Source organism: Actinomadura luzonensis (assembly GCF_022664455.2).
Lineage (GTDB): Bacteria > Actinomycetota > Actinomycetes > Streptosporangiales > Streptosporangiaceae > Nonomuraea > Nonomuraea luzonensis.
In genome coordinates this window covers 2,421,890-2,448,601 of the sequence record NZ_JAKRKC020000002.1, presented here as the reverse complement: position 1 = coordinate 2,448,601, position 26,712 = coordinate 2,421,890, and the positions used below count along the sequence as shown (strand labels likewise).

General features: G+C 74.6%; 27 protein-coding genes. 16 read left to right on the top strand and 11 right to left on the bottom strand.

Going from position 1 to position 26,712, the window contains the following annotated elements; genetic code table 11:
* The first annotated feature begins 87 nt into the window (after window positions 1-87).
* The gene (locus tag MF672_RS41725) at window positions 88-351 is read left to right on the top strand and encodes a hypothetical protein (RefSeq protein ID WP_242382234.1); all 264 of its coding nucleotides are present in this window, start codon (window positions 88-90) and stop codon (window positions 349-351) included.
* Here MF672_RS41725 and MF672_RS41720 read toward each other — a convergent pair.
* From MF672_RS41720 to MF672_RS41710, 3 genes are read right to left on the bottom strand one after another with little or no spacing between them, the layout of a single operon-like run.
* The gene (locus tag MF672_RS41720) at window positions 348-1,118 is read right to left on the bottom strand and encodes a cytochrome c oxidase assembly protein (RefSeq protein ID WP_247815695.1); all 771 of its coding nucleotides are present in this window, start codon (window positions 1,116-1,118) and stop codon (window positions 348-350) included. The genes MF672_RS41725 and MF672_RS41720 overlap by 4 nt on opposite strands.
* Window positions 1,119-1,125: 7 nt before the next feature.
* Window positions 1,126-1,698, bottom strand: coding sequence for a DUF2243 domain-containing protein (locus tag MF672_RS41715; protein ID WP_242384034.1), 573 nt, complete (start codon window positions 1,696-1,698; stop codon window positions 1,126-1,128).
* A gap of 10 nt (window positions 1,699-1,708) precedes the next feature.
* Entirely contained in the window at window positions 1,709-2,173 is a 465-nt protein-coding gene (locus MF672_RS41710) for an STAS domain-containing protein (protein WP_247815694.1), read from the bottom strand.
* 153 nt (window positions 2,174-2,326) lie between these two features.
* On the opposite strand from MF672_RS41710, the gene MF672_RS41705 reads away from it, so the two are divergent.
* Window positions 2,327-3,514: a CoA transferase gene (locus MF672_RS41705; protein ID WP_242384035.1), complete on the top strand. Its 1,188-nt coding sequence runs from the start codon at window positions 2,327-2,329 to the stop codon at window positions 3,512-3,514.
* Window positions 3,515-3,518: 4 nt separating this feature from the next.
* Here the strand turns inward: MF672_RS41705 and MF672_RS41700 are convergent, their stop codons facing one another.
* Complete coding sequence (locus MF672_RS41700) at window positions 3,519-3,986, bottom strand: SRPBCC family protein (RefSeq protein ID WP_242384036.1); 468 nt, start codon at window positions 3,984-3,986, stop codon at window positions 3,519-3,521.
* Window positions 3,987-4,078: 92 nt separating this feature from the next.
* Between MF672_RS41700 and MF672_RS41695 the strand changes: the two genes are divergently transcribed.
* The gene (locus tag MF672_RS41695; protein WP_247815693.1) at window positions 4,079-4,903 is read left to right on the top strand and encodes an alpha/beta hydrolase; all 825 of its coding nucleotides are present in this window, start codon (window positions 4,079-4,081) and stop codon (window positions 4,901-4,903) included.
* 145 nt (window positions 4,904-5,048) lie between these two features.
* Window positions 5,049-5,591 carry a copper chaperone PCu(A)C gene (locus tag MF672_RS41690; RefSeq protein WP_242383731.1) on the top strand — a complete coding sequence of 181 codons (543 nt, stop codon included), beginning with the start codon at window positions 5,049-5,051 and terminating at the stop codon, window positions 5,589-5,591.
* A gap of 111 nt (window positions 5,592-5,702) precedes the next feature.
* Here the strand turns inward: MF672_RS41690 and MF672_RS41685 are convergent, their stop codons facing one another.
* Window positions 5,703-6,863 carry an FAD-dependent monooxygenase gene (locus MF672_RS41685; protein ID WP_242383730.1) on the bottom strand — a complete coding sequence of 387 codons (1,161 nt, stop codon included), beginning with the start codon at window positions 6,861-6,863 and terminating at the stop codon, window positions 5,703-5,705.
* A gap of 101 nt (window positions 6,864-6,964) precedes the next feature.
* Here MF672_RS41685 and MF672_RS41680 point away from each other — a divergent pair, with 101 nt between their 5' ends.
* The 6 genes from MF672_RS41680 to MF672_RS41655 all read left to right on the top strand — a co-directional run bounded on the left by MF672_RS41680 (window position 6,965) and on the right by MF672_RS41655 (window position 12,841).
* Window positions 6,965-7,555, top strand: coding sequence for a TetR/AcrR family transcriptional regulator (locus MF672_RS41680; RefSeq protein ID WP_242383729.1), 591 nt, complete (start codon window positions 6,965-6,967; stop codon window positions 7,553-7,555).
* 54 nt (window positions 7,556-7,609) lie between these two features.
* Window positions 7,610-8,692: an NAD(P)H-dependent amine dehydrogenase family protein gene (locus MF672_RS41675; protein WP_242383728.1), complete on the top strand. Its 1,083-nt coding sequence runs from the start codon at window positions 7,610-7,612 to the stop codon at window positions 8,690-8,692.
* Entirely contained in the window at window positions 8,689-9,201 is a 513-nt protein-coding gene (locus MF672_RS41670) for a carboxymuconolactone decarboxylase family protein (RefSeq protein ID WP_242383727.1), read from the top strand. The genes MF672_RS41675 and MF672_RS41670 overlap by 4 nt, the downstream gene beginning before the upstream one ends.
* Before the next feature lie 29 nt (window positions 9,202-9,230).
* Complete coding sequence (locus MF672_RS41665; RefSeq protein WP_242383726.1) at window positions 9,231-10,844, top strand: GMC oxidoreductase; 1,614 nt, start codon at window positions 9,231-9,233, stop codon at window positions 10,842-10,844.
* Window positions 10,845-11,019: 175 nt separating this feature from the next.
* Window positions 11,020-11,823 (top strand): IclR family transcriptional regulator domain-containing protein, encoded by an 804-nt coding sequence (locus MF672_RS41660; protein ID WP_242383725.1) that lies wholly within the window; start codon window positions 11,020-11,022, stop codon window positions 11,821-11,823.
* Window positions 11,824-11,887: 64 nt separating this feature from the next.
* Window positions 11,888-12,841, top strand: a complete 954-nt coding sequence (locus MF672_RS41655; RefSeq protein WP_247815692.1) for a nucleotidyltransferase domain-containing protein — start codon at window positions 11,888-11,890, stop codon at window positions 12,839-12,841.
* Window positions 12,842-12,887: 46 nt separating this feature from the next.
* Here the strand turns inward: MF672_RS41655 and MF672_RS41650 are convergent, their stop codons facing one another.
* Genes MF672_RS41650 through MF672_RS41630 form a run of 5 tightly spaced genes read right to left on the bottom strand, consistent with a single transcriptional unit; the run spans window position 12,888 to window position 16,815 of the window.
* The gene (locus MF672_RS41650) at window positions 12,888-13,574 is read right to left on the bottom strand and encodes a zinc-binding dehydrogenase (RefSeq protein ID WP_242382629.1); all 687 of its coding nucleotides are present in this window, start codon (window positions 13,572-13,574) and stop codon (window positions 12,888-12,890) included.
* A gap of 26 nt (window positions 13,575-13,600) precedes the next feature.
* Complete coding sequence (locus MF672_RS41645) at window positions 13,601-13,963, bottom strand: hypothetical protein (protein WP_242382630.1); 363 nt, start codon at window positions 13,961-13,963, stop codon at window positions 13,601-13,603.
* Complete coding sequence (locus tag MF672_RS41640; RefSeq protein WP_242382631.1) at window positions 13,960-14,826, bottom strand: DODA-type extradiol aromatic ring-opening family dioxygenase; 867 nt, start codon at window positions 14,824-14,826, stop codon at window positions 13,960-13,962. Before MF672_RS41640 ends, MF672_RS41645 begins: the two co-directional genes overlap by 4 nt.
* A complete protein-coding gene (locus tag MF672_RS41635; protein WP_242382632.1) occupies window positions 14,819-15,640 on the bottom strand; it encodes a citryl-CoA lyase in 822 nt (273 codons plus the stop codon). Before MF672_RS41635 ends, MF672_RS41640 begins: the two co-directional genes overlap by 8 nt.
* On the bottom strand, window positions 15,637-16,815 hold the full coding sequence (locus MF672_RS41630; RefSeq protein WP_242382633.1) for a CaiB/BaiF CoA transferase family protein: 1,179 nt from the start codon (window positions 16,813-16,815) through the stop codon (window positions 15,637-15,639). Before MF672_RS41630 ends, MF672_RS41635 begins: the two co-directional genes overlap by 4 nt.
* Window positions 16,816-16,966: 151 nt before the next feature.
* On the opposite strand from MF672_RS41630, the gene MF672_RS41625 reads away from it, so the two are divergent.
* On the top strand, window positions 16,967-18,412 hold the full coding sequence (locus MF672_RS41625) for an amidohydrolase family protein (RefSeq protein ID WP_242382635.1): 1,446 nt from the start codon (window positions 16,967-16,969) through the stop codon (window positions 18,410-18,412).
* 12 nt (window positions 18,413-18,424) lie between these two features.
* Here the strand turns inward: MF672_RS41625 and MF672_RS41620 are convergent, their stop codons facing one another.
* Window positions 18,425-19,459 (bottom strand): LacI family DNA-binding transcriptional regulator, encoded by a 1,035-nt coding sequence (locus MF672_RS41620; RefSeq protein WP_242382637.1) that lies wholly within the window; start codon window positions 19,457-19,459, stop codon window positions 18,425-18,427.
* A 195-nt stretch (window positions 19,460-19,654) separates the two neighbouring features.
* Between MF672_RS41620 and MF672_RS41615 the strand changes: the two genes are divergently transcribed.
* The 5 genes from MF672_RS41615 to MF672_RS41595 all read left to right on the top strand — a co-directional run bounded on the left by MF672_RS41615 (window position 19,655) and on the right by MF672_RS41595 (window position 26,603).
* A complete protein-coding gene (locus MF672_RS41615) occupies window positions 19,655-20,968 on the top strand; it encodes an ABC transporter substrate-binding protein (protein WP_242382639.1) in 1,314 nt (437 codons plus the stop codon).
* The gene (locus MF672_RS41610) at window positions 20,962-21,891 is read left to right on the top strand and encodes a carbohydrate ABC transporter permease (RefSeq protein WP_242382641.1); all 930 of its coding nucleotides are present in this window, start codon (window positions 20,962-20,964) and stop codon (window positions 21,889-21,891) included. The genes MF672_RS41615 and MF672_RS41610 overlap by 7 nt, the downstream gene beginning before the upstream one ends.
* Window positions 21,888-22,715, top strand: a complete 828-nt coding sequence (locus tag MF672_RS41605; protein ID WP_242382642.1) for a carbohydrate ABC transporter permease — start codon at window positions 21,888-21,890, stop codon at window positions 22,713-22,715. The genes MF672_RS41610 and MF672_RS41605 overlap by 4 nt, the downstream gene beginning before the upstream one ends.
* 1 nt (window position 22,716) lies before the next feature.
* Window positions 22,717-25,365 carry a family 78 glycoside hydrolase catalytic domain gene (locus tag MF672_RS41600; protein WP_242382643.1) on the top strand — a complete coding sequence of 883 codons (2,649 nt, stop codon included), beginning with the start codon at window positions 22,717-22,719 and terminating at the stop codon, window positions 25,363-25,365.
* Between the two features lie 116 nt (window positions 25,366-25,481).
* Window positions 25,482-26,603, top strand: a complete 1,122-nt coding sequence (locus MF672_RS41595) for a hypothetical protein (RefSeq protein ID WP_247815691.1) — start codon at window positions 25,482-25,484, stop codon at window positions 26,601-26,603.
* Window positions 26,604-26,712: the final 109 nt, after the last annotated feature.

Genomic DNA, 26,712 nt, shown 5'->3' with positions numbered 1-26,712 from the left:
GATTCGCCCCCTTGCCGGCCACGGACGCGGATGTTTTGCGGTCCGAAGCCGGGTATCACCTTGTTCCGGGACCGAAAGGAGCGCCATATGGAGCGATCGGGTATCGACACCGGCATCGGGCACGTCTCGTGCACCCCGGCTCCGGCCGACCAGCTCTTCGAGATCGCCGTGCTCGACCTCTCCGACGGGGACGGTCAGGGCCACTGGCACACGATCGGCTGGGGCGTCGACCGCAGGGAGGCCGACAGCATCGCCGAGTCGTTCGTCACCCGTCCCCTCCACCCGTACGAGGCCGCGCGCATCCGGCACAACGGCCACCTGGTGGGCGAGCACCGCCGCCGCCCGGACTAGCCCCCTTCCCGCACGGCCCAGGCCGCCCGGCGGACCGGCCGCCACCCCGCGACCAGGGCGAGCGCCAGCAGCAGCTCGGCGACGTCGCCGCCGTAGTACATGATCTCGGCCGCCCCGGTGCGCTGCGCGGCCGGCACCGGCAGGTCCACCCAGAGCCCGGCGTACATGAGCTGCGACAGCCCCGCGTGCGCCGCCACGGCCACGCCCAGCACCACCAGCCGCACCGGCACGGAGGGGCGGCGCGGCGCGGGGTCCGGCCCGGCGATCACCCACGCGAACAGGCACCCCGACAGCAGGAAGTGCGCGTGCGCCAGGTCGTGCAGCCACGGCGTCGTGGTGGTGGCGCGGTAGAGCGGCGTGCAGTAGAGGACGATCATCCCGCCGGTGCTCAGCGCCAGCGCGGTGACCGGGTGCGCGAGCAGGTGCGGCCCGCGGGCGCGCAGCAGGCCGCCGAGCCGGCGCGCGTACCGGCGGGGCAGCGCGCGCAGGAGCAGCGTCACCGGCGCGCCGAGGACCAGCCCCAGGGGCGCCAGCATGGCGAGGAGCAGGTGCTGGAGCATGTGCCCGCGGAAGTCCGCCGCGGCGAGCGCGGCGAGCGGGCCGCTCAGGGCGGACGCGGCGAGCGCGGCGCCCGCCGTGAACGCGGCGGCCCGCCACCGGCTCCAGCCCGGCGTCCTGGCCGCCGCCGCCAGGTAGAGCGCCGTGACCGCGAGGGCGAGCAGCGGCACCGGCAGCGCGGCGGCGCCGTGCTCGTGGTGGTGCGTCACGGCCGCGTCACGGTCGCGGGCCGCCCGGCGCGCCCGGCGCCGGGCGGGGCGCGCACAGGTCGAGCACCCGCGCCCCGCGCTGCAGCGCCCAGCCCCCGGCCGTCAGCAGCACGCCGAGCAGCAGGAACCCGAGGTCCCACCAGAGCTGGTACGGCCCCGTCCGCACGTGGTGGATGCCCAGCAGCTGGTGATCGACGATGCCCTCCACCAGGTTGAACAGCCCCCACCCGGCGAGAATCCAGCCCCACAGGGCCCGCGAGCGCCACACCCGCCCGCGCGAGGCGGTGACGCGGGAGTAGAGCAGGCCGAGGCCGGTCAGCACCGCCAGCCAGGTGAAGGTGTGGAACAGGCCGTCCCACAGGGTGTTCATCCGCAGCCCGGGCACGGTGGTGACCGGATAGGCGGGCACGCCGAGGCGGTCGGTGCCGGTGCTGCTCAGCATGTGATGCCACTGCAGGATCTGGTGCAGCAGGATCCCGTCCACGAACCCGCCGAGCCCGACCCCGAGGACCACGCCGGGCAGCGCGATGCGGCGCCGGTCGCGGTCGGCGGCCGGCGCGGCCGTCTGCTTCTCCGTCACGCCGCCCCGCCTACCCCTGGCGGGGCGGGTCACTCTCCGGCGCGTCGAAGGGCGGCATGCGCATGAGGCGCATGAGCCGGGCCATCTGGTGGGGGACGTCGCGGACGACCGCGCGCCCGGCGGCGGCGAAGGCCGCCAGCGCCCGCAGGCCGGTGACGTCGGTGAAGCTCACCCGGCCGACGTCCACGAGCAGCTCGTCGTCGATCAGGCGGGCCTGCTCCAGCGTGCGCAGCAGCTCGGCGGCGTTGGAGCGGTCGATCTCGCCGATGACCCGGACCAGCGAGGGGCCGGAGCGGACGGTGAGGGTGACGCGCAGGAGGTGGTCGACGTAGAGCAGGTGCTCGGTGACGGCCGGCGCTCCGGCGTGCCCGCCGGGAACCGGGCCGGGGACCGCGCCGGCGCTTGCGTCGTCCGGCCCCGTCGGGGGCGTGCCGCACCGCTGGAGCGCCCGGAGCGGATGCAGCGCCTGCGACATTCCAGCCTCCCTGCCCGCGTGACGTGGGACCGGGGGCGGTCCCGGCACTTCCACGGTAACTCGGAGGAACAATACCGGAATAACTTTTCGGTAGAAAATCTTCGCCGGTCCGGGACCGCGCCCGCCCGGCGGCGGCTGACGTAGGGTCGGGGCGTGATCGACGATCAGGCGCCGCTGGCCGGGCTGCGGGTGGTCGAGCTGTCGAGCTTCGTCGCCGCGCCGCTCGGCGGGATGACGCTGGCGCAGCTCGGCGCGGACGTCGTCCGGGTCGACCCGATCGGCGGCGGCCCCGACCTCGGACGCTGGCCGCTCGCCCCCTCCGGCCGCAGCCTCTACTGGACGGGCCTCAACAAGGGCAAGCGCTCGCTCACCGTCGATCTGCGCTCGGCCCGGGGCCGCGAGCTGGTCGCCGGGCTGGCCGCCGCGGCGGGCACGCTGGTCACCAACGCGCCGCCGCGGCCCGGGCTGGCCTACGAGGAGCTGCTGGAGCGCCGGCCCGACCTCGTGTACGCGCGGCTGCTCGGCCACCGCGACGGCCGCAACGCCGTGGACTACACGGTCAACGCCGAGCTGGGCTTCCCGTACGTGACCGGCCCCGAGCGGCACGGCGCGCCGGTCAACCACGTGCTGCCCGCCTGGGACGTGGCCTGCGGCCTCTACCTGGCGGTGGGCCTGCTGGCCGCCGACCGGCAGCGGACCGCGACCGGCCGGGGCCGCCGCATCGAGCTGGCGTTGCACGACGTGGCCCTCGCCACCGCCGGCAACCTCGGCTACCTGGCGCAGGCCCAGTTCGGCGAGTCGCGGCCGCGCATCGGCAACGACCTGTACGGCGACCTCGGCCGCGACTTCGGCACCGCCGACGGGCGGCGCGTCATGGTCGTCGTGCTGACCGAGCGGCACTGGCACGACCTGGTGACGGCGACGGGGCTGGCCCGGGTGGTCGCGGCGCTGGAGCAGGCGCTGCCGGCCGACTTCCGCCGCGACCGCGACCGCTACGCGCACCGGGAGGCGCTGGCCGGGCTGCTCGCGCCGTGGTTCGCGGCGCGCACGGCCGCCGAGGTGGACAAGGCGCTGGCGGGCACGTCGGTGTTGTGGGCGCGCTACCGCACGTTCGCCGAGGCCGCCACGGACCTGGGGCGGCATCCGCTGATGGCCGAGCTGCGGCAGCCGGGCGTCGGCCCGCACCTCGCGCCCGGCTCGCCGCTGGTGCTGGACGGGCGGCAGGCGCCGCCCGAGCCCGCCCCCGACCTGGGCGGCGACGCCGAGACCGTGCTGGGCGACCTGCTGGGGCTGCCGCCCGCGCAGGTGGCGGCCCTGCGCGCGGACGGCGTGATCGGCTGACCGCTCACCGGGCGGCGGCCTCGGTGACGCGCTTGAGGTGCGCGTTGCGGCGCAGGATGAGCCGGGTCATGTACCGGCGCAGCACCAGGGCCTCCGCCAGCGTGCCGAGCGGCCCGGCGGGCGCGGCGAACTCGACCACGTCCCGCATGACCGTGCCCCGTCCGTCGGGCGCGAGGACGAAGTGGTGCGCGTGCCGCCAGCGCCGGAACGGGCCCGCGACCTGCTCGTCCATGAAGTACGCGGGCCGCTCGTAGCCGCTGATCACCGACGTCAGCCGCCAGGGGAGCCCGAAGTGCCGGGCCCGCCAGGTGACCCGGTCGCCGGGGCCGAGCCGGCCGGTGGTGACGCCCGCGACGGCCCGCTCGCGCGCGCCCGCCATGGACTCGGTGTGCGCCTCGACCGACAGCGAGGTGTCGAAGACGAGGCCGGGAGGGGCGTGGACGAGGGTCACGACCTCGAAGCGCGTCGGCACGTCCCAGATGCTACGTTTCGCGGCTTCGCGGGAGGCGGGCGGGTGCTACGCTTCCTCATCGAACCGATCGGTACCATCTAGCGGGAGCAACCATGGCGGACCCCCTCATCACCGACCCCATCGACGTGCCGGGCCCGCGCGCGGCCACCGTGCCGCTGACGTTCCCGTCCGGCGGGGTCCCGCTGCTCGGCGTGCTGCACGTCCCCGCCGGGCCGAGCCCGCACCCGGTGCTGCTCCTGCTGCACGGCTTCCCCGGCACCGAGCGCAACTTCGACCTGGCCCACGCCGCCGCCCGCGCCGGCTACGCCACCCTGGTCTTCCACTACCGGGGCTCCTGGGGCATGGGCGGCTCGTACGCGTGGGCGCACCTGCTGGAGGACGCGGCGGCGGCCGTGGCGGCGCTGCGCGACCCCGCGACCGCCGCCGCGCACCGCCTGGACCCGGACCGGCTGGCGGTCGTCGGGCACAGCGCGGGCGGGTTCGCGGCGCTCATGACGGCGGCGGCGCTGCCGTCGGTGGCCGCGGCGGGCGCGGTGGCCGCGTTCGACTTCGGGGCCGCCGCCGCGGCCTGCCGCGCCGATCCCGGCTACGCCGGCGCGCTCGCCGAGGCGTGGCGGGAGGAGCTGCTGCCCCTGGCGGGCACCACCGCCGAGGCGCTGGTCGCCGAGATGCTGGCGGCGGGCGACGTCTGGCGCCTGACCGGCCTCGCCCCCGCCCTGGCCGGGCGGCCCGTCCTGCTGATCGGCGCCGGCCGCGACACGGTGGCCCCGCCGGAGACGCACCACCGGCCGCCGGCGGCGGCGTACGCGGGCCCGCTGCTCGACGAGCACCTGTTCGACACCGGCCACGGCCTGGCCGACCACCGGGTGGCGCTGGCCCGCGCGGTGATCGGCTTCCTCGACCGGCGGCTCAGGTGACCTCGTCGCACTCCACCGCGTGGTCGTGCCGCGAGCGGTCCTGCGACGCCCGCGCCGCCGCGGGCCCTGGGGCCCCGGCTGGGTTCAACGGAACGTGCGCGGGTAGTGGCGGTGCGGAAGTGGGTGCCGAGAGGAGGGCCTAGCGATGCGTCCCATCGCCTCTGCCGTGACCGCCGTGGCCTTGGCGGCTCTGGCCGCGGGCTGCACGAAGACCAGCATCGACACCGTCCAGCGCCTGCCGCAGAACGAGGGGGCCAACGCCGACGTGGGCCAGACCATCCACGTCCGCAACGTCTTCCTGCTGGGCGGCGCCGACCCGGCCTCCCCCGCACCGCAGACCACCCTGTACGGGGTGATCGTCAACGACGGCCACCAGCCGGTCCAGCTCCAGAGCATCGCCGCCGAGGGCGGCGGGCAGGTGCAGCTCGCCGCGCCCGTCACGGTGCAGCCGCTCCAGCCGGTCGGCGTCGGCGACCGGCCGCTCGGCACGGCGACGGGGGTGCGCGGCGGCACGGTGCCGATGACGTTCACCTTCGCCGGGGCCCCGCCGGTGCGGGTGATCGTGCCGGTCAAGCCGAGGACGGGCTTCTACGCCAACCTCACCCCCGCTCCCTCCGGGCCGGCCACCCCCGCTCCTTCTCCTTCGAGGTCGCCGACCGCGTCCGCCTCGCCCTCGCCGACCTCCTGAGAGCCGCCCTCCTGAGAGCCGGCCTCCTGAGAGCAGCCTCCTGAGCAGCCGCACAGCCCGTCCATTGACTTCTCCTGCGAAAAGTCGCACACTCGGGCGACCGGCGGCGGATCAGTGCCGCCGGAAGTCGAGACGGCGGCTCAGCAGGCTCGTCACCGGGGGGACGGCGGCCAGCCGCAGGGGCAGGTCACGCAGGGCGAGTTCGAGCTTGCTGCGGGGCGCGTGCGCGCCGGTGTTGGCCCTGCCCTTGCGCTGCCGTTCGCTCACCTCGGGGCGGAGCCCGGCCTCCCAGGCCCGCAGGGCGGCCGGGACGTCCCCGGGGCTGCGGTCGAGCGCGTCGCCGAGCAGGGCCGCGCCGCCCACGGCCAGCGACGAGCCGTACCCGGCGAACAGCGTGACGCACCAGGCGGCGTCGCCGAGCAGCACGACCCGGCCGGCGCTCCAGCGGTCCATCACGATCTGGCTGACGCTGTCGAAGTAGGTCTCCTCCTCGCGCAGGCCCGCGATCAGCTCCGTGGCGACCCAGCGCTCGCCGGGGAAGGCGCGGCCGAGCGAGCGGGCCGCGCCGGCCGCCAGCTCGGCGGCGGGGTCGGCGGCGGCCCAGGTGAAGAAGGCCGCGGCCCGTCCGCCGCCCATGTCGGCCACCGTGAACGTGCGCCCGACCTCGCCGGCCGTGGTGAACGCGCCCGGCCGGGCCCCGGCGGGCAGCCCGCCGAGGACGACCGCGGCGACCATGTGGCCGAGGTCGCGCCGGTAGCGCTCCTCGGGCCCGAAGGCGAGGGCGCGCACCGCCGAGTGCAGGCCGTCCGCGCCGACGACCAGGTCGGCCCGTTCGCTGGTGCCGTCGCTGAGCGTGACGTCCACTCCCCCGCCGTCCTGCGCCAGGGCGGTGACGGTGGTGCCGAAGCGCAGCTCGGCGTGGCCGGCCGCGGCCTCGTGCAGCACGTCCTCGACGTCGCCGCGCAGCAGCGCGTAGCCGTCGTCGCCGAGCAGCCGCCGCACCGCGGCGCGCGGGACGGTGAAGCGCGGGCGGCCGTCCGGGCGTAAGTAGGCGAGGTCGAAGGCGGCGACGCGGCGCTCCGCCAGCCCGGCCAGCACCCCCATCCGCTCGGCCGCGTCCAGGCCCATGCCGGACAGGATGAGCACGTACCCGCCGGTGCGGCGGGCCGGGGCGCGCTCGACGACGACCGGCTCCCACCCGTCGCGGCCGAGCCGCAGCGCGGCCGCCAGCCCGGCGATCCCGGCTCCGATGATGATGACCCTTTTCCGCATGATCCACCCCTTGCGACCGAGAATGAGCACTTGCTCATACAGTATGAGCGAGTGCTCATTTACCGCAAGCCCCCGAGGCCCCGACCGGTAGAGTGCGGGCCATGTCACCGCGCGGCGTCACGATCCCCGAAGTCCGGCAGCAGCTCTTCGACGCGGCGGAGCGGGTCCTGCTGCGCGAGGGGCCCTCGGGGATGAGCGGGCGGGCGATCACGCGCGAGGCCGGCGTCGCGACCGGGCTGCTCTACAACCACTTCACCGACCTCGACGCCTTCCTCGCCGCGCTCATCGTGGACCGCGCGGGCGCGGCGACCGGCCGGCTGCGCGACCTGCCGGTGCGGGCCGGCTCCGGCACGGTCGCGGGCAACGTGCTGGCGGCCATCGACTCGTTGCTGACCGGCAACCTGCTGGCGCTGGCCGGGCTCACGCTCGCCCGTCCCACGGTGGTGCCGCGGCTCGCCCAGGCGCTCGGCGACGGCACGCTGGAGCCGGACGCGGGCGAGCGGCTGTTCACCGCGTACCTGGAGGCCGAGCAGCGTCTCGGCCGGCTGCCGGCCGAGGCCGACCCGGCCTCCCTCGCGCTCGCCCTGGTGGGGGCCGCGCACCAGCTCGTCCTCACCCGCGGGCCGCGCTCGCCCGAGCTCGGCGAGCGCATGCGCCGCCTGGTCGGCACCCTGCTGCCGGCCGCGCCCTGATCGCGTCCGGACGGGGATCTATACAGTCAACCAAGCGCTTGTTACGCTCCGCCCATGGTGTCCACGGTGATCTGGGGAACCGGCAACGTCGGCCGCGCCGCCATCCGCGCCGTCGAGGCGCATCCCGGCCTTGAGCTGGCCGCCGTCCTCGTCCACGACCCCGCCAAGGCCGGGCGCGACGCCGGCGAGCTGAGCGGCCTCGGCGTCCGCCTCGGCGTGCCCGCCACCACCGACGTGGCCGCCGTCCTCGCCGCCAGGCCCCGCGCCGTCGTCTACGCCGCCTCCGGCGACGTCCGTCCCGACGACGCCCTGGCCGACGTGCTGCGCGCGGTCCGGGGCGGCGCCGTGGTCGTCACGCCCTCCCTCTACGCCCTGTACGACCAGCGCAACGCCCCGCCCGAGCTGCGCGCGAGGGTGCTGGAGGCGATCGCCGAGGGCGGCGGCTCGCTGTTCGTGTCGGGGGTGGACCCCGGCTGGGGCAACGACGTCCTGCCCCTGCTGGTCAGCGGCCTCGGGGCGCGGGTGGACGCGGTCCGCTGCCAGGAGATCTTCGACTACACCGCCTACGACCAGCCGGACTCGGTGCGCTACCTGGTCGGCATGGGGCAGCCCATGGACTACGAGCCCCCCATGATCGCCCCCACGGTCCCGTCCATGGTGTGGGGCGGCCAGGTGCGACTGATGGCCCGCGCGCTCGGGGCCGAGCTGGACGAGCTCCGCGAGCACGTCGAGCGCCGCCCCCTGGAGGAGACGGTCACCACCCCGGCGATGGGCGTGTTCGAGGCGGGCACGCAGGGCGCGCTCCGGTTCGAGGTGCAGGGCGTGGTGGAGGGCGAGCCGCGCATCGTCGTCGAGCACGTCACCCGCATCCACCCCTCCTGCGCCCCCGATTGGCCCGCGCCCCCGGCGGGCGGCGACGGCGCGCACCGGGTGATCATCGAGGGCAGCCCGCGCATCGAGGTGACCGTCGAGGCCACGGACGAGGACGGCAACCGCGCCGCGGGCGGCAACGCCACCGCCGCCGGCCGCCTGGTCAACGCCCTCGACTGGCTCGCGGAGGCGGAGCCCGGCCTGTACGACGCGCTCGACGTGCCGCTGCGCCCGGCGACGGGCCGACTCGGAAGGAAGCACCCGTGATCGTCGACGTTCCCGACGGCAAGGACCCGATCGCGTACGTGTGGGGCGAGCTGGTCCCCGGCATCGGCCCGGCCGCGGCCGGCTTCTCCCTCGCGGTGTACGCGCACACGACGCTCGGCCTGCGCGAGTTCGAGGCGGCCCGGCTGCGGATCGCCCAGCTCAACGGCTGCGCGTTCTGCCTCGACTGGCGCACCGAGCGGGACGGCCAGAAGGTCGAGGACGGCTTCCTCGACGCGCTGGCCGAGTGGCGCACCACGGACGCCTTCGACGAGCGCACCCGCCTGGCCGCCGAGTACGCCGAACGCTACGCCCTCGACCACCACGGCCTGGACGAGGAGTTCTGGGCGCGGATGACCGCCCGCTACAGCCAGGCCGAGATCGTCGAGCTGAGCATGTGCATCGGCTCCTGGTGGGCCTTCGGCCGGCTCAACCGGGTGCTGGGCCTGGACACCGCGTGCGTGCTGCCCGGCCCGGGACGCTCCCCCGCCGCACCCCACCACGACAAGTAGCCCGTCGAGATGATCAGAGGGAGACCAGCATGAGCGACACCTCGTCCTTACGCGGGCGCGTCTCGCGCCGCGGGTTCATCGCGGGCGCGGGCGCGGCGGTCGTCCTGGGGAGGGCCGCCCCGGCGCGGGCGGCCGCCGCGGGGCCGATCGCGGACGGCGCGCACGTCCCGGCCCTGGTGATCGGCACCGGGTACGGCGGTTCGGTGGCCGCGCTGCGCCTGGCCGAGGCGGGCGTGGACGTGCACATGGTGGAGATGGGCATGGCCTGGGACACCCCGGGCGCCGACGGCAAGATCTTCTGCAACACGCGGGAGCCCGACTACCGGTCGTACTGGCTGCGCACCCGCACCAAGGCCCCGCTCAACTACTTCCTCGGCTTCCCCATCGACCGCGACATCCCGCGTCACACCGGCGTCCTGGACGCCGAGGAGTTCGCCGGCATCACCGTCTACCAGGGCCGCGGCGTCGGCGGCGGCTCGCTGGTGAACGGCGGCATGGCGGTCACCCCGAAGCGGGAGAACTTCGCCTCCGTGCTGCCCACGGTGAACGCCGCCGAGATGTACGACGTGTACTACCCGCGCGCCAACGCCGGTCTCGGCGTCGGCCTGATCGACCCGGCCTGGTTCGAGACGACCGCCTACTACCAGTACGGGCGGGTCGGGCGGAAGCACGCGCAGCGCTCCGGCTTCCCGTTCGTGTTCGTCCCGGACGTCTACGACTGGGACTACATGAAGCAGGAGGAGGCGGGCACCGTCCCGAAGTCGGCGCTGGACGCCGAGATCCTGTACGGCAACAACCACGGCAAGAAGTCGCTGCAGAAGACGTACCTGGCGCGGGCCAGGGCGACCGGCCGGGTGGCGATCTCGCCGCTGCACCGCGTCACCTCGGTCGCCCCGGCGGGCTCCGGCGGGTACGCGGTGGTGATCGAGCAGCTCGGCACGACCGGCGCCGTCACCGCCACCAAGACGGTCACCGCGGAGCGGGTCTTCTTCGCCGCGGGCAGCGTCGGCACCAGCAAGCTGCTGGTCAAGCTGAAGGCGACGGGCGCGCTGCCGAGCCTGAACGGCGAGGTCGGCAAGGGCTGGGGCGACAACGGCAACGTCATGTGCGGCCGGGCGAACCACCTGTGGGACCCGACGGGCGCGCAGCAGTCGGCGATCCCGTGCGCCGGCATCGACAACTGGGCCGCCGGGGGCGCGTTCGCCGAGGTCGCGCCGCTGCCGACGGGCATCGAGACGTTCGCCTCCTTCTACCTGTCGATCACCAGGAACCCCAACCGCGCCGAGTTCACCTGGAACGCCGCCGCCGGCCGGGTGGACCTGAGCTGGCAGACCGCGTGGAAGCAGCCGTCCATCGACATGGCCAAGATGATCTTCGACAAGATCAACGCCAAGGAGGGGACGATCTACCGCACGGACCTGTTCGGCGTCTACAAGATCTGGGGCGACCACCTCACCTACCACCCGCTCGGCGGCGCGGTGCTCGGCAGGGCCACCGACAACTACGGCCGCCTGACCGCCTACCCCGGCCTGTACGTCATCGACGGCGCGCTGATCCCCGGCAACACGACCGTGAACCCGTTCGTCACCATCACCGCGCTGGCCGAGCGCAACATCGAGCGCATCATCGCCACCGACCTGTGACCGCCTCCGGACACCCGTCCGCGTAACGACCGCCTCCCTGCCTCGCCCCGGCACCCCAACCCGTCGCCGCGGCTGGGACGGGCTCACCCGCGCCCGCCCCGGCCGCCGCTGTGCGGACGGCCCGCCCCGACGGTCTAGAGTCGGAGCGGCGGGATCCGAGCAGGGAGGCGTTTCCATGGCACGAGCCGACACCGGCCCCGATTTCATCGAGGCGCTGGCCCGCGGCCTCGACGTCATCAGGTGCTTCCGGCCGGGCCGGCCGGTCATGTCCCTCACCGAGGTCGCGACCGCGGCCGGCCTGGCCCGCCCCACCGCCCGCCGCATCCTGCTCACCCTCCAGGAGCTGGGCTACGCCCGCGGCGAGCGGGGCGGCTACGCGCTGACGCCACGGGTGCTGGAGCTCGGCGTGTCGTACGTGCGCTCGATGGGGCTGTGGGAGGTGGCCCGGCCGCACATGGAGCGGCTGGTGGCGCAGACGCGCGAGTCCTGCTCGATCGCCCAGCTCGACGGCTCCGACATCGTGTACGTCGCCCGCGTCGCCGTCCCCAAGATCGTCACCCTGTCGGTGCAGATCGGCACCCGGTTCCCGGCCCTGCAGACCTCCCTCGGCAAGGTGCTGCTGGCCGCGCTGCCGCCGGGCGAGGTCGAGCGGGTGCTGGCCGAGCCGAGCCGGTCCGGCGTCGAGCCGCGCTGGCGGCCGGACGCCGCCGAGCGCGACGCCGCCCTCCGCGAGGTCCGCGCCCGCGGGTGGGCCATCACGGACGAGGAGCTGGCGCTCGGCATCCGCAGCGTGGCCGCGCCCCTGCGCGACGGCCTCGGCCGGGTCATCGCCGCCCTCAACGTCAACGCGCACGCCGCGGAGACCTCCGTGGAGCGGCTGGCCGAGGAGCACCTGCCGCTGCTGCTCCGCACGGCCGGCGCGATCAGCGCCGACTGGGCCGCCTACGAGACGGTCCCCCACGTCACGGTCGGCTCGTGAGAGCCCGGGCAGCGGCCGCCACGACCTCGGCCGCGCGAGGCGGCATCGAGGCGACGGGGGTCTCGTGACGCTGCCCGGCGAGCTGGCGCGGGCGGTCTCCCGCTACCTCGCGGTCGCCGACCGGCTGGCGCCGGGGCTGGTCGCCGGGTGCTACGTCGTCGGCTCGGCCGCGCTCGGCGCGTGGCGGCCGGACGTGAGCGACATCGACGTGGTGGCCGTCCTCGACCCTGCCGCGCGACCCGGCGAGCGCGAGCTGCGCCGGGACCCGGCCGCGCAACCCGGCGAGCGCGAACTGCGCCGGGACCCGGCCGCGCGACCCGGCGAGCGCGAGCTGCGCCGCCTTTCGCTGCTGCACAAGCTCGGCAACCTCGGCGCCGCGGGCCGCGCCCTCGCCCGCCGGCACCCGCACATCCCGCACACGGTCAACGCCGTCTTCGTCGCCGCGGCCGACCTCGGGCTGCCCGTCACCCGCATCCGGCCGGTGGCCTCGCACAGCGGGCCGTCGTTCCGGCGGGGGCGGGGCTTCGACGTCAACCCGGTCATGTGGACGGTGCTGGCCGAGCGCGGCATCGCCGTCCGCGGCCCGGCCCCGGGCACGCTGGGGCTCGACCCGGAGCCGGGCCTGCTGCGCCCCTGGACCCTCGCCCAGCTCCGCGGCCACTGGGCCCGCTACGCCACGCGCGCCGCGTCGGACCGGCCGCCGCGCAAACGGCTGCAGTCGCCGTACCGGGTGGCGCTGGCCCAGGTGTTGTCGCCGCCCCGGCTGCACCGCACCGTGGCCACCGGGGAGGTGGTGTCGAAGGAGGAGGGCGTCGCGTACGCGCTGGACGTCTTCGGCGGGCGCTGGCACCCGCTCCTGCGCCTGGCGCTCGCCCGCCGCCTCGGCTCCCCCGCCCCGGCCGGCGCGCCCGCCCCGGCCGAGGTGCCCCGCCTGGCGGGCGCGTTCATCCACGAGGTGGTGACCGACGCCGGCCGCCTCGGGCACCCGCCCGAAGGCCAGGCAAGCGGCCGTCCCTGACCGGCGGCCCGAAGCCCAGGAGCCCGGCCGGCAGCGGTGGCCGAGGTCAGGCGGGGGCGGGGAGCAGGACCAGGCGGCCTGAGGCGGTGCCGGTGGCCTGGCGGTGCCAGGCCGCCGGGGCGTCGGCGAGGGGGACCGGCTCGCAGGCCACGCCCAGCCGCCCGGCCACCGCCAGCTCCGCGACCCGCCGTACAGCCGCCGCCCGCCGCTCCCGCGTCAGCTCGTTGTTGGTGTAGCCGAGCACCCGCAGCGACCGGCTCCGGAGCGTCGAGGAGTCGAGCGGCGACGTCTCCCCCGCCGACCCGCCGAGGTTGACCAGCCGCCCGCCCGGCCGCAGCGTCCGGGCGGCCGCCGCGGCGGGCACCCCGTACAGGGGGTCGAGGACCAGGTCCACCGGCCCGTCGCAGGCGGCGGCGAGCCGGGCGGCGAGGCCGGCCCCCAGCACGAGCACCTGCTCCCCCGCCGCCAGCTCGCCCCGCCAGGTCAGCGCCTGGTACGCGGCCACCGCCGACAGCCCGAGGGCCGCCACCGCCACCGGGTCGGCCCCGGCGGGCAGCTCCACCAAGTCCTCGGCCGGGACGCGGGCCAGCTCCGCCATGCTGCCGTCGCCCGCCGCCATCCCGGCGCTGGTCGGGAACCGCACCAGCCGCTCCCCCGGCCCCGGCGCGGCCGGCTCCGGCCACTCGGTGACGACCGGCGGCCGGTCGCACGTCACGATCTGCGCGGCACGCATGCGGGCGGCTCCCCAAGGGTGATCGGTCAGGTGGAGATGTCCGGATAGGGCAGGCTGTGGTGGGCCAGGCGCCGGGCGTACTCGTGCTGGAACCCCAGCGGCTCGTCGTAGTCCCGCTCGAACATGGCGATGAACAGCGTCAGCGTCAGGAAGGGGTGCGCCCCCAGCTCGAACAGCCTCGGGTAGTCGTGGGTGGCGAGGGCCTCCCGCTCGACCACGTCGAAGCGCGGCCAGGTGGAGCGCTCGCCGCCGTGGCAGCCGAGGAGGCGGCCCGCGTACTCGGCCTCCCACCACTCGACGGTGGCCCGCGGCTGCTCCCGGTAGCGTTCGACCAGCTCGGGATCGCGGTCCACGGTGAACAGGAACTTGTCGAGCAGGTACTTGCTCATGCGGCTCCGCCTCCGTCCGGGTACCAGGTGAAGTACGCCTCCATGGTGTGGAACAGGTCGTAGGTGTCGGTGTAGTCGGCCTTGCGGCCCTCGCCGGCGACCCCCATCATCAGCATGAAGTCCATGAAGCCGTGGGTGGCGTTGCCGGGGTTCCACAGGCTGTCCAGGGTGACCTCCGACAGGCAGCCCTCCAGGTCGCCGGCGGCGATCCACTCGACGGCCTTGCGGTCGAAGGCGGGGTCGGGGCCGTGCGGCCCGAACTGGCGGGGCCCGCCGAGCTCCAGCGACAGGTGCCCGGTGCCGATGACGGCCACCCGCCGCTCGTCCGGCCACGACTCGACCAGCTCGCGGATGGCCTGCCCGAGCTGCACGAACCGCTTCGGCCTGGGCAGCGGCGGGGCGAAGATGTTGGTGTAGACGGGCACGATCGGCAGGTCGTTCTGCGGGCGCAGGGTGATGATCGGGCAGGTGATCGAGTGGTCGATCCGCAGCTCGTTGGAGAAGGCCAGGTCGAAGCCCAGGTCGAGGCCGCCGCGCAGGAGGTGGGCGGACAGGTCCTCCTCGCCGGTGAAAAGCATCCGGGGCAGGCCGAACTCGCGTTCCTCGTTGTACCAGTTGGCGTCGTAGTGGGGCGCCTTGCCGACCAGGAACTGCGGCATGTTGTCCAGCCAGAGCTGGTGGAAGTGGTCGGAGCCGACCATGACGAGGACGTCGGGCTCCGCCCTGGTCAGGGTCTCGCGGAAGGCCTCGACCTTGCGGACCCACTCGTCGGCGAACGGCGGCCGGTCCGGCCCCGTCGCGGTGGAGGCCCGGTGGTAGAAGGGATGGTGGGTGGACGCGATGACCGCGACGAGCTCAGCCATGCAGACCTCCGTCGGCGAACGGCTCTGGGGGGATGGACCGGTTGCTGAGGTCCACGGACAGGAAGATGTCGTTGGCGACCGGGTGGCGCAGCTCCTCGGCGAGCTGCCCGATCAGCCCGGCGGTCCTGGCCAGCAGCGCGAAGGCGCGCAGCAGCTCCAGCGGCAGGCCGAGGTCGGCGAGCGCGGCCCCGCAGACGCCGGCGCCGTTGAGCGGCAGCGTGCGGCCGAGCACCCGGGGGTGGACGCGGCCGACGGCGGCGAACAGCGCCAGGTGCGGGCCGAGCAGCCCCTCCTCGGCGGCGATCGCGAACAGCCGGGGCGTGCGCGGGTCGCCGTCCTTGTGCACGTGGTGGCCGAGGCCGGGGATCAGCTCGCGGCGCTCGCGGCGGGCCCGGACGCTCTCCAGGGCGAGCGCGTCCCAGCCGGCGTCGTCGTCCGGCTCCGGCAGGGACCCCTCATGGGAGCGCAGCACGTCGTGCAGGAAGCGGCCGCAGTCCTCGGTGACGCCGAGGAAGCGTGAGCCGCCGCCGAGCAGCCCCGCCGCGAGCGCCCCCTGCACGCTGTCCGGCGCCGACAGGTACGTCAGCCGCGTCACGATCGCGGTCGGCGTGAAGCCGTGGTCGGCCAGCGCGGCCAGCACCGCCTCGAAGACGCGGGTCTCGCCGGGCGTGGGCCGGCGCTGCGCGGCCAGCCAGAAGGCCAGCTCGCCGAAGCCGACCGAGCCCATGATGTCCCCGGCCAGGTCCTGGCCGAGCAGCGTGATGCTGTCGCGGGTCGAGGCGCCGAGCGCGGTCGGGTACGAGCGCTCGCTCACGTCGCCTCCCCGCCCAGCGGCCGGTCCGGCCCGGCGAGCCACTTGCGCAGCTCCGCGCCGTGCTCGTCCAGCTCGGGCGGCGGCAGCAGGTAGCGGGCCGGGGTCTCGGAGAAGCGGATGGGGTGGCGGGTGGTCGGCGTGGCCCGCTCGCCCTCGCCCACCTCGACCACGGGATCGAGCCCGAACCGCTCGGCCATGGCGAACCCGCCGTCGATCGTCTGGATGGGCCCGCTCGGCACCCCGGCTTCGACCAGCAGCTCGAACCACTCGACCGCGCCCCGCGCGGCCAGCCGCCCGACCAGGAGGGGACGCAGCTCGTCGCGGCGGGCGGTGCGGTCGGCGTTGCGGGCGAAGCGCGGGTCGTCGGCGACCTCGGGGATGCCGAGCACCTCGCACAGCTTGCGGAACTGGCCGTCGTTGGCGGCGGCGACGATGAGGTCGTCGTCGGCGGTGGGCAGCGGCTCGTACGGGAACACGCTCGGGTGCGCGTTGCCCATCCGGTAGGGCACGACCCCGCCCGCCACGTACGCGGAGCTGTGGTTGACCAGCCCGGTGAGCGCCGAGGACAGCAGGTTGACCTCGACGTGCTGCCCTCGTCCTGTCGCCTCGCGGTGGCGGAGCGCGGCCAGGATGCCGATGACGGCGTGGTTGCCGGCCATGACGTCGAAGACCGAGATGCCGGCCCGGTACGGCGGCCCGTCCGGGTCGCCCGTGAGGCTCATCAGGCCGGACATGGCCTGCACCATGAGGTCGTAGCCGGGCACCCGGGCGCCGGGCCCCGTGCCGAAGCCGCTGATGGAGGCGTAGACGACGCCGGGGTTGGCGGCGCTGACGGCGGCGTGGTCGAGGCCGTACCTGGCCAGGCCGCCGGGCCGGAAGTTCTCGATCAGGACGTCGGCGCGCCGGGCCAGCTCCCTGGCCGCCGCCGCGTCGCCGGGGTCGCGCAGGTCGAGCGCGATCGAGCGTTTGCCGCGGTTGACGCCCAGGTAGTACGTCGAGACCTCGCCGCGGGTCGGCGGCGTCCAGCCGCGGGTGTCGTCGCCGCCGGGCCCCTCGACCTTCACCACGTCGGCGCCCAGGTCGGCGAGCAGCATCGTGGCGTAGGGCCCGGCCAGGATGCGGGAGAAGTCGGCCACCAGCACGCCCTTCAGCGGCCCGCCCCCGTCGTCCACCATCCGGTCTCCCTCCGTCGTACGGACATCTGTCCGTAACCGTGATTCTGGCACAGCCCGCCCGCGCGGCCTAGGCCCTTGACAGGCGACCGGCCCACCGTAGAGTTACGGCGAACAGCGTGACCGTGGAGCGGACAACCGTTCGGAGGGCCCGATGGGCGGACAGACCGAGGCCGGGGCCGGGCGGCCCGTACTGCTGCGCGGCGGCACCGTGCTGCCCATGGAAGGCGCGCGCCCGGTGCTGGAGGACACCGACGTCCTGGTGACCGGCGACCGCGTCGCCGAGGTCGGCCCCGGCCTGCGGGCCCCGGAGGACGCCCTGGTGATCGACGCGACCGGCGGCCTCGTCCTGCCCGGCCTGATCGACACGCACCGGCACATGTGGCAGACCGCGCTGCGCGGCTACGGCGCCGACTGGACGCTCACGCAGTACTTCGTCTGGTTCTACCTGGAGCACGGCAAGCTGTTCCGGCCGCAGGACGTGCACGCCGGCAACACCCTGGCCGCGATCGAGGCCCTCGACGCCGGGGTCACCACCGTCGTGGACTGGTCGCACGGGCTGCGCACCGTGGAGCACGCCGACGCCGCCGTGGACGCGCTGCGGTCGGTGCCCGGCCGGTACGTGCTCGCCTACGGCAACATCCAGCAGCCGCCCGCCGAGTGGAGCACCGCCCCCGAGTTCCGCGACTTCGTCCGCCGCCGTGTCACCGGCGACGACCTGCTGGGCTTCCAGCTCGCCTTCGACGTGCTGGGCGACCCGTCCTTCCCGGAGCGGCCCGCCTTCGAGGTGGCGCGCGAGCTCGGCGTCGCGGTCACCACGCACGCCGGCGTGTGGGGCGCGACCAGCGACGAGGGCATCAGGCTCATGCACGAGCACGGCTTCATGACCCCTGAGACGATCTACGTGCACGCCGCCTCGCTGTCGGCCGACTCCTACCACCGCATCGCGGCCACCGGCGGCTCGGTGTCGGTCTCGACCGAGAGCGAGGAGAGCGCCGGCCAGGGCTACCCGCCCACGTGGGCGCTGCGCGCGCACGGCATCCCGGTCTCGCTGTCGATGGACACGAGCGTGTGGTGGAGCGGCGACCTGTTCTCCGCCATGCGCGCCACGCTGGGCGCGGACCGCTCGCGCGAGCACCTGGAGGCGCACGCCAAGGGCGAGACCGTGACGCACTGCGGGCTCCGCGCCCAGCAGGTCGTGGAGTGGGCCACGCGGGGCGGCGCCCACGCGCTCGGCCGCGACGACCTCGGGGTGGTCGCGGCGGGCCGCAAGGCCGACCTGGTGCTGCTCAAGAACGACCGCTCGCCGGTGTCGTTCCCGCTGCTCAACCCGTTCGGCCACGTGGCGTTCCAGGCGCAGCGCGGCGACGTGCACACGGTCCTGGTGAACGGGCGGGTGGTCAAGCACGAGCACGAGCTGGTCGGCGTGGACCTCGCCGCGGCCCGCCGCCAGGTCGGGGAGACGGTGGAGTACCTGCGGGCCGAGCTGGGCGAGGAGGCGTGGCAGCGGGGCATGAACCCGGACGTCCCCGAGACCAAGATCCTTGACAACCCGTACACGTACACCGACTACCGCAGCGACGCCACCCACCGCCGCTGACCGGTCCGGCCGTCAGGCGGGGACGCTCCGGCACGGGCCGGTGGAGCGGCGGACGACCAGGCTCGGGGTGACCGAGAAGCGCACCGACGCGGTGCGCCCCTCGACGCGTTCGAGCAGCAGCCGGGCGGCGGTCCTGCCCATGATGGCGCCGTCCTGGTCGACGGTGGTCAGCGCGATGTGCGCGAGCCCGGCGGCGCGGGTGTTGTCGTAGCCGGCGAGGGAGACGTCGCCGGGGACGGCGAGGCCCGCCTCGTGCAGGGCGGCGAGCGCGCCGAAGGCGGCCAGGTCGGCGCCGGCGAAGACGGCGGTGGGGCGCGGGTCGCGGGCCAGCAGCTCGCGCGCGCCGCGGTAGCCGCCGTCCTCGGTGTAGGCGGTGGCGGCGACGGCGATCTCGGCGGCCAGGCCGTGCTCGGTCATGACCCGGCGGTAGGCGCGCTCCCTGATGGTGTGCAGCATGGCGGCGGGACGGCCGCGCCCGGCGTCCTGCTGGGCGATGTGCGCGATGCGGCGGTGGCCGAGCCCGATCAGGTGCCTGACGACCAGCTCGGCGCCGGTCTCGTCGTCGTCGTGGACGGAGTCGTAGGCGGCCGAGCGCTCGTGCGGGCCGAGCACGACGGTGGGCGTGCCGGCGGCGACCTCCTCCAGCCGCGCCTTGGAGCTGAGCGGGACGACCATGAGGATGCCGTCCACCTGCCGGTCGACCAGGGCGTCGATGGCGCGGCGCTCGGCGCCGTCGTCGCGGCCGCCCTGGACGATGATGGCCTGGTAGTCGGTGCCGCCGAGCTGTTCCATGAGCCCGTCCAGGATCTCGGCGAAGAACGGGTTCTTGATGTGCGGCAGCAGCACGCCGATGGTGAACGTGCGCCCGCGCATGGCCCGCGCCGCGTTGTGCGGCCGGTAGCCGAGCTCGTCGATGGCGGCCCTGACGCGCTCGCGCATGGCGGGGCTGACGCCGTAGGCGTTGCGCAGCACCTTCGACACGGCGGTGGTGGAGACCCGGGCGCGGTCGGCCACGTCGGCGATCGTGACGCGGCGTATCCGGCCCATGCGCTCGCCTCCTCGCCGGCTGTTGTGGGTAACGTTACCCATTTTCTTCCCGTCAGTCTCCTGCGGGTTGACGATTGGCAGCATCACGATTGGAGATCGTTCCCCAAATTCACCCTTGACGGGCCCGGTATGTGACGCCTACGTTAACTCGCATCGGGGGCGTTTAAAACGTTTCAACGGACCCGGAGGGGCGTTGTGAAGACCTCTCACCGCACGATGGGAGCGGCGCTGGCCGTTCTCGCGATCGCGGCCCTCACCTCCTGCGGCTCGGACTCGGACGCCGGCTCCGGCACGTCCGCCGGCGGCACGGTGACCCTGAAGTTCCTGATCGACAACAGCCAGGCCACCGTGGACACCTCCAAGGCGCTCGCGGACGCCTTCATGCAGGCCAACCCGACCATCAAGATCGAGACCGAGACGCGGCCGGGAGGCAGCGAAGGCGACAACATCATCAAGACCCGCCTCTCCACAGGCGACATGTCGGATGTGTTCTGGTACAACTCCGGTTCGCTCCTCCAGGCGCTCAACCCGGCGCAGACCCTGGTCGACCTCACCGGCGACCCCGTGCTGCAGCACGTCCAGAAGGACTTCCTGCCCGTGGTCAGCCAGAACGGCAAGGCGTACGGCGTGCCGAGCGGCACCGCCATGGGCGGCGGCATCCTCTACAACCGCAAGGTCTACGACAAGCTCGGCCTCCAGGTGCCGAAGACGTGGGCCGAGTTCATGGCCAACAACGACAAGATCAAGGCGGCCGGGATCGCCCCCGTGATCGGCACCTTCAAGGACACCTGGACCTCGCAGCTCTTCGTGCTCGGCGACTACTACAACGTGCAGGCCGCCGCCCCGACGTTCGCGCAGGACTACACGGCCAACAAGGCCAAGTTCGCCACCACCCCGGCCGCGACGGCGGGCTTCCAGCACCTGGCCGAGGTGCACGCCAAGGGCTACCTGCAGGAGGGCTTCGGCTCGGCGACCAACGACCAGGGCATGAAGATGCTGGTCGAGGGCAAGGGCGCGCACTACCCGATGCTGAGCGCCCAGCTCCCGCCGCTGGTGGCCACCATGCCGCAGGCCGCCACCGACATCGGCTTCTTCGGCATCCCCGGCACCGACGCCGCCAAGAACGGCGCCACGATCTGGGAGCCGGCCGGCCTCTACATCCCGAAGACCACCAAGAACCTGGACGCGGCCAAGAAGTTCCTCGCCTTCGTGGCCTCCCCGGCCGGCGCCGAGGCGACCAACAAGGCCGTGCAGCCGGCCGGGCCGTACCGGATCGAGGGCGCCAAGCTGCCCGACGACGCCATCCAGGTGGCCAAGGACCTCCAGGTCTACGTGGACGAGGGCCGCACCGCGCCCGCGCTGGAGTTCGTCTCCCCGGTCAAGGGCCCGTCGCTGGAGCAGATCACCGTCGCGGTCGGCTCCGGGCTGACGCCGCCCGCCGAGGGCGCCGCCCAGTACGACACGGACGTGGAGAAGCAGGCCAAGCAGTTGGGGCTCGCGGGGTGGTGACCGAGCAGGCCGGGCTCCGCACGGAGCCCGGCCGGGCCGGCGCCCGGCGGCACGCCCGCCGGGCGCGGTACCGGTCGGCCTACCCCTTCACGTTGTACCTGCCGGCGGCCGTCGTGTTCCTGGTGATCTTCCTGGTGCCGACGGCCATGGCCTTCTACTTCGCGCTGACCCGGTGGACGCTGTTCGACAGCACCTTCGTCGGCCTGGACAACTTCCGCGACTTCCTGGCCGAGCAGAACCTGCGCATCGGCTTCGCCAACACGATCGTCTACGCGGTCGTCACGAGCGGCCTGAAGGTCGTGCTGGGGCTGCTGCTCGGCGTGCTGCTCACCTCGCGGCTGCGGCTGCGCGGCTTCCTGCGCTCGGTGGTGTTCTTCCCGACCCTGGTGTCCACGGTCGCGGTCGGCATCACCTTCAGCATGCTGCTCAAGCCGCAGACCGGCCTGGTCAACCAGGCCCTCGCGCTGGTCGGCGTGGACGGGCGCGACTGGCTCGGCGACGCCACCACCGCGCTGCTGTCGGTGGCGCTGGTGGACGTGTGGAAGGGCGTCGGCCTGGCCACCGTCATCTACATCGCCGGCATCATGTCCATCCCGCAGGAGTACCACCAGGCGGTGGCCGTGGACGGCGGCGGCGCCTGGCACCGCTTCCGGCACATCACGCTGCCGCTGTCGTGGCCGGCCACCTACTCGGTGATCATCCTGTCGTTCATCGGCGGCCTGCGCTCGTTCGACCTGATCTGGACGATGACCCGGGGCGGCCCCGGCTTCACCAGCGACACCATCGCCTCGATCATCTACAAGCAGTACCAGGCCGGCTTCTTCGGCCTGTCGACCGCCGGCAACGTGCTGCTGTTCCTCATCGTCACGGCCATCGCCGTGCCGCTCAACCATTACCTCGGCAAGAGGCAGGTGGCCGCATGACGGCTCTTCGCAGGCTCAGCGCCGAAGCGGTCGCGCTGGTCCTGGCCACCGTGATCTTCCTGGTGCCGTTCGCGCTCATGCTGCTGACCGCGGTCAAGGACCAGACCCAGGCCGTGGACCTCGACTTCGCCTGGCCGACGAGCTGGCCCGTGGTCGAGAACTTCATGGCCGTGATCGAGGCGCGCGACTACGTGCTGCTGCGCGCCTACGTCAACAGCACGATCATCACCGTCGCCGCGGTGACCCTGCTGGTCGTCTTCGCCTCGATGGCCGCGTTCGTGCTACAGCGCCGTCCCGGCAAGGTCGCCAGGCTGGCCGACTTCCTGGTGTTGTCCGGGCTGATCATCCCGCCCGCCGTGGTGCCGACCATCTGGCTGCTGCAGGCCCTCGGACTGTTCAAGACGCTGCCCGGGATGATCCTGGCCGAGGTGGCCTTCCACCTGTCGTTCGCGATGTTGTTGTTCCGGGCGTTCGTCGCGGCCATCCCCCGCGAGCTGGACGAGGCCGCCCAGATCGACGGCTGCACCGGCTTCCGGCTGTTCTTCCGGGTGATCTTCCCGCTGCTGCGGCCGGTGACCATCACGGTCGTCCTGGTCAGCTCGGTCAACATCTTCAACGACTTCGTCAACCCGCTCTACCTGCTGCCCGGTGACGAGAACGCCACCGTGCAGGTCACCCTCTACAACTTCCAGAGCCAGTACAACACGCAGTGGAACCTGCTGTTCATGGACATCGTCCTGATCACGATCCCGCCGCTGCTGCTGTTCGTCTTCTTCAACCGCAAGATCGTCGCCGGTATGACCGCCGGTGCCATCAAGGGATGACATGACCTCTTTGCACGTTTCCGCCCCCACGTTCGAGCACCACCGCGACCCCATCGGCATCGGCGAACCCGAGCCGCGCCTGTCCTGGACCGTCACCACGGACGTCCCTGGCTGGATCCAGCAGGCGTACGAGATCGAGCTCGGCGACGGCACCGCCACCGGCCGCGTCGAGTCCGCCGACTCGGTGCTCGTGGCGTGGCCCTTCGCGCCGCTCGGCTCGCGCGAGCGGCGCACGGTCCGCGTCCGGGTGCACGGCCGCGACGGCTCGGCCGGCGACTGGAGCCCGTGGTCGGAGGTGGAGACCGGGCTGCTGGAGCCCGGCGACTGGCAGGCGGGGGCCGCCGCGCCGCCGCCCGAGCTGCTGGGCGGGCCCGACGGCCCCGCGCTGCTGCTGCGCCGCGACTTCGCCCTGCGCGGCCCGGTCGCCTCGGCCCGCCTGTACGTCACCGCGCACGGCCTGTACGAGATCGAGCTGAACGGCCAGGTCGTCGGCGACGACGTGCTCGCCCCCGGCTGGACCAGCTACGGCCACCGCCTGCGCTACCGCACCCACGACGTGACCGCGCTGCTCAGCGAGGGCGCGAACGCGGTCGGCGCGACCCTGGCCGACGGCTGGTACCGGGGCCGCGTCGGCTTCCACGCGGGCAAGACCGACCTGTACGGCGACCGCACGGCGCTCATCGCCCAGCTGGAGGTCACCTACGCGGACGGCACCACGGAGACCGTGGTCACCGACGGCTCCTGGCGCTGCGCCCCCGGCCCGGTCACCGCGGCCAGCCTGTACGACGGCGAGAAGCACGACGCCCGCCTGGAGCCGGCCGGCTGGTCCTCGCCCGGCTTCGACGACTCCGCCTGGCGACCGGCCGACGTCCTCGCCCACGACCCCGCCCTGCTGGTCGCGCCCACCGGCCCGCCCGTGCGCCGCACCGAGACGTTGTCACCGGCGGAGGTGCTGACCGGGCCGTCCGGCGAGACGATCCTCGACTTCGGCCAGAACCTCGCCGGCCGGCTGCGCATCCGCGTCCAGGGCCCCGCCGGGCACACCGTCACGCTGCGCCACGCCGAGGTCCTGGAGGACGGCGCGCTCGCCCTGCGCCCGCTGCGCAACGCCGCCGCCACCGACCAGTACACGCTGCGCGGCGACGCCGAGCCGGAGACCTACGAGCCGCGCTTCACCACCCACGGCTTCCGCTACGCCCAGATCGACGGCTGGCCCGGCGGCCCGCTCGACGTCGTGGCGGTCGTCTGCCACACCGACATGCGGCCCACCGGCGACTTCGACTGCTCCGAGCCGCTGCTCAACCGGCTGCACGACAACGTCCGGTGGAGCATGCGCGGCAACTACGTCGACCTGCCCACCGACTGCCCGCAGCGCGACGAGCGGCTCGGCTGGACCGGCGACATCCAGGTCTTCGCCCCGGCCGCCGCGTTCCTCTACGACTGCGCCGGGCCGCTGTCCTCCTGGCTCGCCGACCTGGCCGCCGAGCAGGGCGAGCTCGGCACCGTGCCGCCGTACGTGCCGTGGGTGCCGCTGCTGTTCCCGCCGCAGCCGACGGCGGCGTGGGGCGACGCGGCGGTGCTCGTCCCGTGGCTGCTGTACCAGCGCACCGGCGACCTCGGGCTGCTGGGCCGGCAGTACCCGAGCATGGCGGCCTGGGTGGAGGAGGTGGCCGGGCTCGCCGGCGAGGACCACCTGTGGGACGAGGGCTTCCAGTTCGGCGACTGGCTCGACCCGGCCGCGCCGCCGGACGACCCGGGCCGCGCCCGCACCGACCACGCGCTGGTCGCGACCGCGTACCACGCCTGGTCGGCGCGGATCGTGGCGGACGCCGCCGCCCTGCTCGGCCGCGACGCCGACGCCGCCCGGCACCGCGAGCTGGCCGAGCGGGTGCGGGCCGCCTTCCGCCGCGAGTTCGTCACCCCGTCGGGGCGGCTGGCCTGCGACACCCAGACCGCCTACGCCCTCGCCCTCTGCTTCGACCTGCTGGACGGGCCCGGGCAGCGCGAGCGCGCCGGCCGGCGGCTCGCCGAGCTGGTCGCCGAGGACGACCACCGGATCGGCACCGGGTTCGTCGGCACCCCGCTGATCTGCGACGCCCTGGCCTCGGTGGGCGCCTACGACACCCTGTACGGGCTGCTGACGCAGCGCAACTGCCCGTCGTGGCTGTACCCGGTGACGATGGGGGCGACCACCATCTGGGAGCGATGGGACAGCATGCTGCCCGACGGGTCGATCAACCCGGGCGAGATGACGTCCTTCAACCACTACGCGCTGGGGGCGGTCGCCGACTTCCTGCACCGCACCGTGGCCGGGCTCGCGCCGGGCGCGCCCGGCTACCGGGAGCTGGTGGTGCGGCCCCGGCCCGGGGGCGGGCTGTCGCGGGCGCGGGCCACGCTCGACACGCCGTACGGGCGGGCGGAGGCCGGCTGGTCGCGCGCCGGCGGGCGGCTGGAGCTGCGCGTGGTCGTGCCCCCGAACGCCACGGCCACCGTCCACCTGCCGTCGGACACCGAGACGGGCGACGGCTCGGGGGACGGCGCGGTGGAGGGGCCGGTCACGGTGGGGTCGGGGGAGCACGTGTTCACGTGCGCCTTCCGCGACCCCGCCGACGACCCGGCGCCGGCCCCCGGCCGCACCCGCCTCCCCTGACCCGGGCGGCCCTGTAGCGTCACGCCGCGTTACCTCACAGACGGGCGGTCACCCAGTGCTCCTCTTTGTACGCTGTCAGTCACGCAAGCGCGGCGGCTGCGAGGTCGAGGAGGAGCATGAGCGCGCACCTGGACGACGCCGGGCCGGACGCGGTGACCTGCCACGAGGAGCTGGTCCGGCTGCTGCACCGGCAGTTCGTCCGGTCGGACGCGTCCCTGCGGGAGCTGCAGGCCAGGGCCGAGCGGGCGGGCGGGGCCCGGCTGCCGCGCGCCACCTGCGCCGACATGCTCGCCGGCCGGCGCTTCCCCAAGAAGGCGGTGATGGTGGCGTTCCTGCGGGCCTGCCGGCTGCCCGCCGACGAGCTGCCCGCCTGGGAGCGGGCGTGGGAGCGCGTGCGCGTCACCCGCACGCCCGCCCTGGCGGGCCCTCCCCAGCCCGGCGATCCTTCGCCGGGCGGTCCCGTCACGCCCGCTGAGGACCGTGACGGCGGTGGGGCGGCGGACGGCGCCGGCGGGGTGACGGGTGGCTCCGATGGGGCGGCCGGCGGTGGGACGGGCTCCGGCCAGGCGGGGAGCGCCGGGGGTGCGCCGGCGCGCGGGGCCGGACCCGTGCGGCGGCGGGGCGGCGCCGTGCTGACCGCCGTGCTGGGCGTGCTGGTCCTCGCCGTGCCGTTCGGCGTCCTGATCGGCCGCCGGGCGGCGTCGGCTCCCGCGGCCCGGGCGGCGGTGGCGGGGGCGGCGGGGGTCGCGGATCCGGGGCTGGTGCTCACCGACGACGGCCGCGCGTTCGGCCCGGGCGGCTGGAGCCGGTTCACGGTGAGCGTCGATCCCGCCAACACCGGCGTGCGGCTGATCCGCCGCCTGGACGCGGGCGTGGCCAGGCAGTGCGCGCTCGTCGAGGTGGACGGCAACCCGGCGGCCCTGTGGCGCCCGCTGCCCGGCGACGACACCTACAAGTGGCGTGACCAGGTGGTCGAGCTGCCCCCGGCCCTGACCGCCGGCCGCGCCTCGCTGACCGTCGTCAACCGGTTCCTGTCCTCGTCCCTGGGCTTCAACGAGTTCCTGTACGTCGTCGAGCACCGGCTCGGCGGCGTCTGGAGGCGCGCCGACCGCCTGGACGTCGGCCCCGCCCACACCGCCGACGAGGCCGCGCACGGCTACCGCAACGCCCGGCAGGGCTGGGCGCACTTCCAGACCTTCGCCTACCCGCCCCGCGCGGAGGACCGCCGGACGCGATGACCGGGCTGGGCCCAGGTTCGGACCGACGTCCGGGCCCGCGTCCGGGCCCGCGTCCGCGTCGGCTGGCGGCGTCCGGACGACCTCGGACGAGTCCGTCCGCGTCCGTCCG

Bases quoted from the DNA above. Each gene is read 5' to 3' on its own strand.
- MF672_RS41665 (WP_242383726.1), top strand. From the start codon at position 9,231: ATGAGCGACACCTCGTCCTTACGCGGGCGCGTCTCGCGCCGCGGGTTC.
- MF672_RS41660 (WP_242383725.1), top strand. From the start codon at position 11,020: ATGGCACGAGCCGACACCGGCCCCGATTTCATCGAGGCGCTGGCCCGC.
- MF672_RS41725 (WP_242382234.1), top strand. From the start codon at position 88: ATGGAGCGATCGGGTATCGACACCGGCATCGGGCACGTCTCGTGCACC.
- MF672_RS41710 (WP_247815694.1), bottom strand. From the start codon at position 2,173: ATGTCGCAGGCGCTGCATCCGCTCCGGGCGCTCCAGCGGTGCGGCACG.
- MF672_RS41620 (WP_242382637.1), bottom strand. From the start codon at position 19,459: ATGGGCCGGATACGCCGCGTCACGATCGCCGACGTGGCCGACCGCGCC.
- MF672_RS41595 (WP_247815691.1), top strand. From the start codon at position 25,482: ATGAGCGCGCACCTGGACGACGCCGGGCCGGACGCGGTGACCTGCCAC.
- MF672_RS41650 (WP_242382629.1), bottom strand. From the start codon at position 13,574: ATGCGTGCCGCGCAGATCGTGACGTGCGACCGGCCGCCGGTCGTCACC.
- MF672_RS41690 (WP_242383731.1), top strand. From the start codon at position 5,049: ATGCGTCCCATCGCCTCTGCCGTGACCGCCGTGGCCTTGGCGGCTCTG.
- MF672_RS41680 (WP_242383729.1), top strand. From the start codon at position 6,965: ATGTCACCGCGCGGCGTCACGATCCCCGAAGTCCGGCAGCAGCTCTTC.
- MF672_RS41645 (WP_242382630.1), bottom strand. From the start codon at position 13,963: ATGAGCAAGTACCTGCTCGACAAGTTCCTGTTCACCGTGGACCGCGAT.
- MF672_RS41695 (WP_247815693.1), top strand. From the start codon at position 4,079: ATGGCGGACCCCCTCATCACCGACCCCATCGACGTGCCGGGCCCGCGC.
- MF672_RS41625 (WP_242382635.1), top strand. From the start codon at position 16,967: ATGGGCGGACAGACCGAGGCCGGGGCCGGGCGGCCCGTACTGCTGCGC.
- MF672_RS41675 (WP_242383728.1), top strand. From the start codon at position 7,610: ATGGTGTCCACGGTGATCTGGGGAACCGGCAACGTCGGCCGCGCCGCC.
- MF672_RS41640 (WP_242382631.1), bottom strand. From the start codon at position 14,826: ATGGCTGAGCTCGTCGCGGTCATCGCGTCCACCCACCATCCCTTCTAC.
- MF672_RS41630 (WP_242382633.1), bottom strand. From the start codon at position 16,815: ATGGTGGACGACGGGGGCGGGCCGCTGAAGGGCGTGCTGGTGGCCGAC.
- MF672_RS41605 (WP_242382642.1), top strand. From the start codon at position 21,888: ATGACGGCTCTTCGCAGGCTCAGCGCCGAAGCGGTCGCGCTGGTCCTG.
- MF672_RS41685 (WP_242383730.1), bottom strand. From the start codon at position 6,863: ATGCGGAAAAGGGTCATCATCATCGGAGCCGGGATCGCCGGGCTGGCG.
- MF672_RS41600 (WP_242382643.1), top strand. From the start codon at position 22,717: ATGACCTCTTTGCACGTTTCCGCCCCCACGTTCGAGCACCACCGCGAC.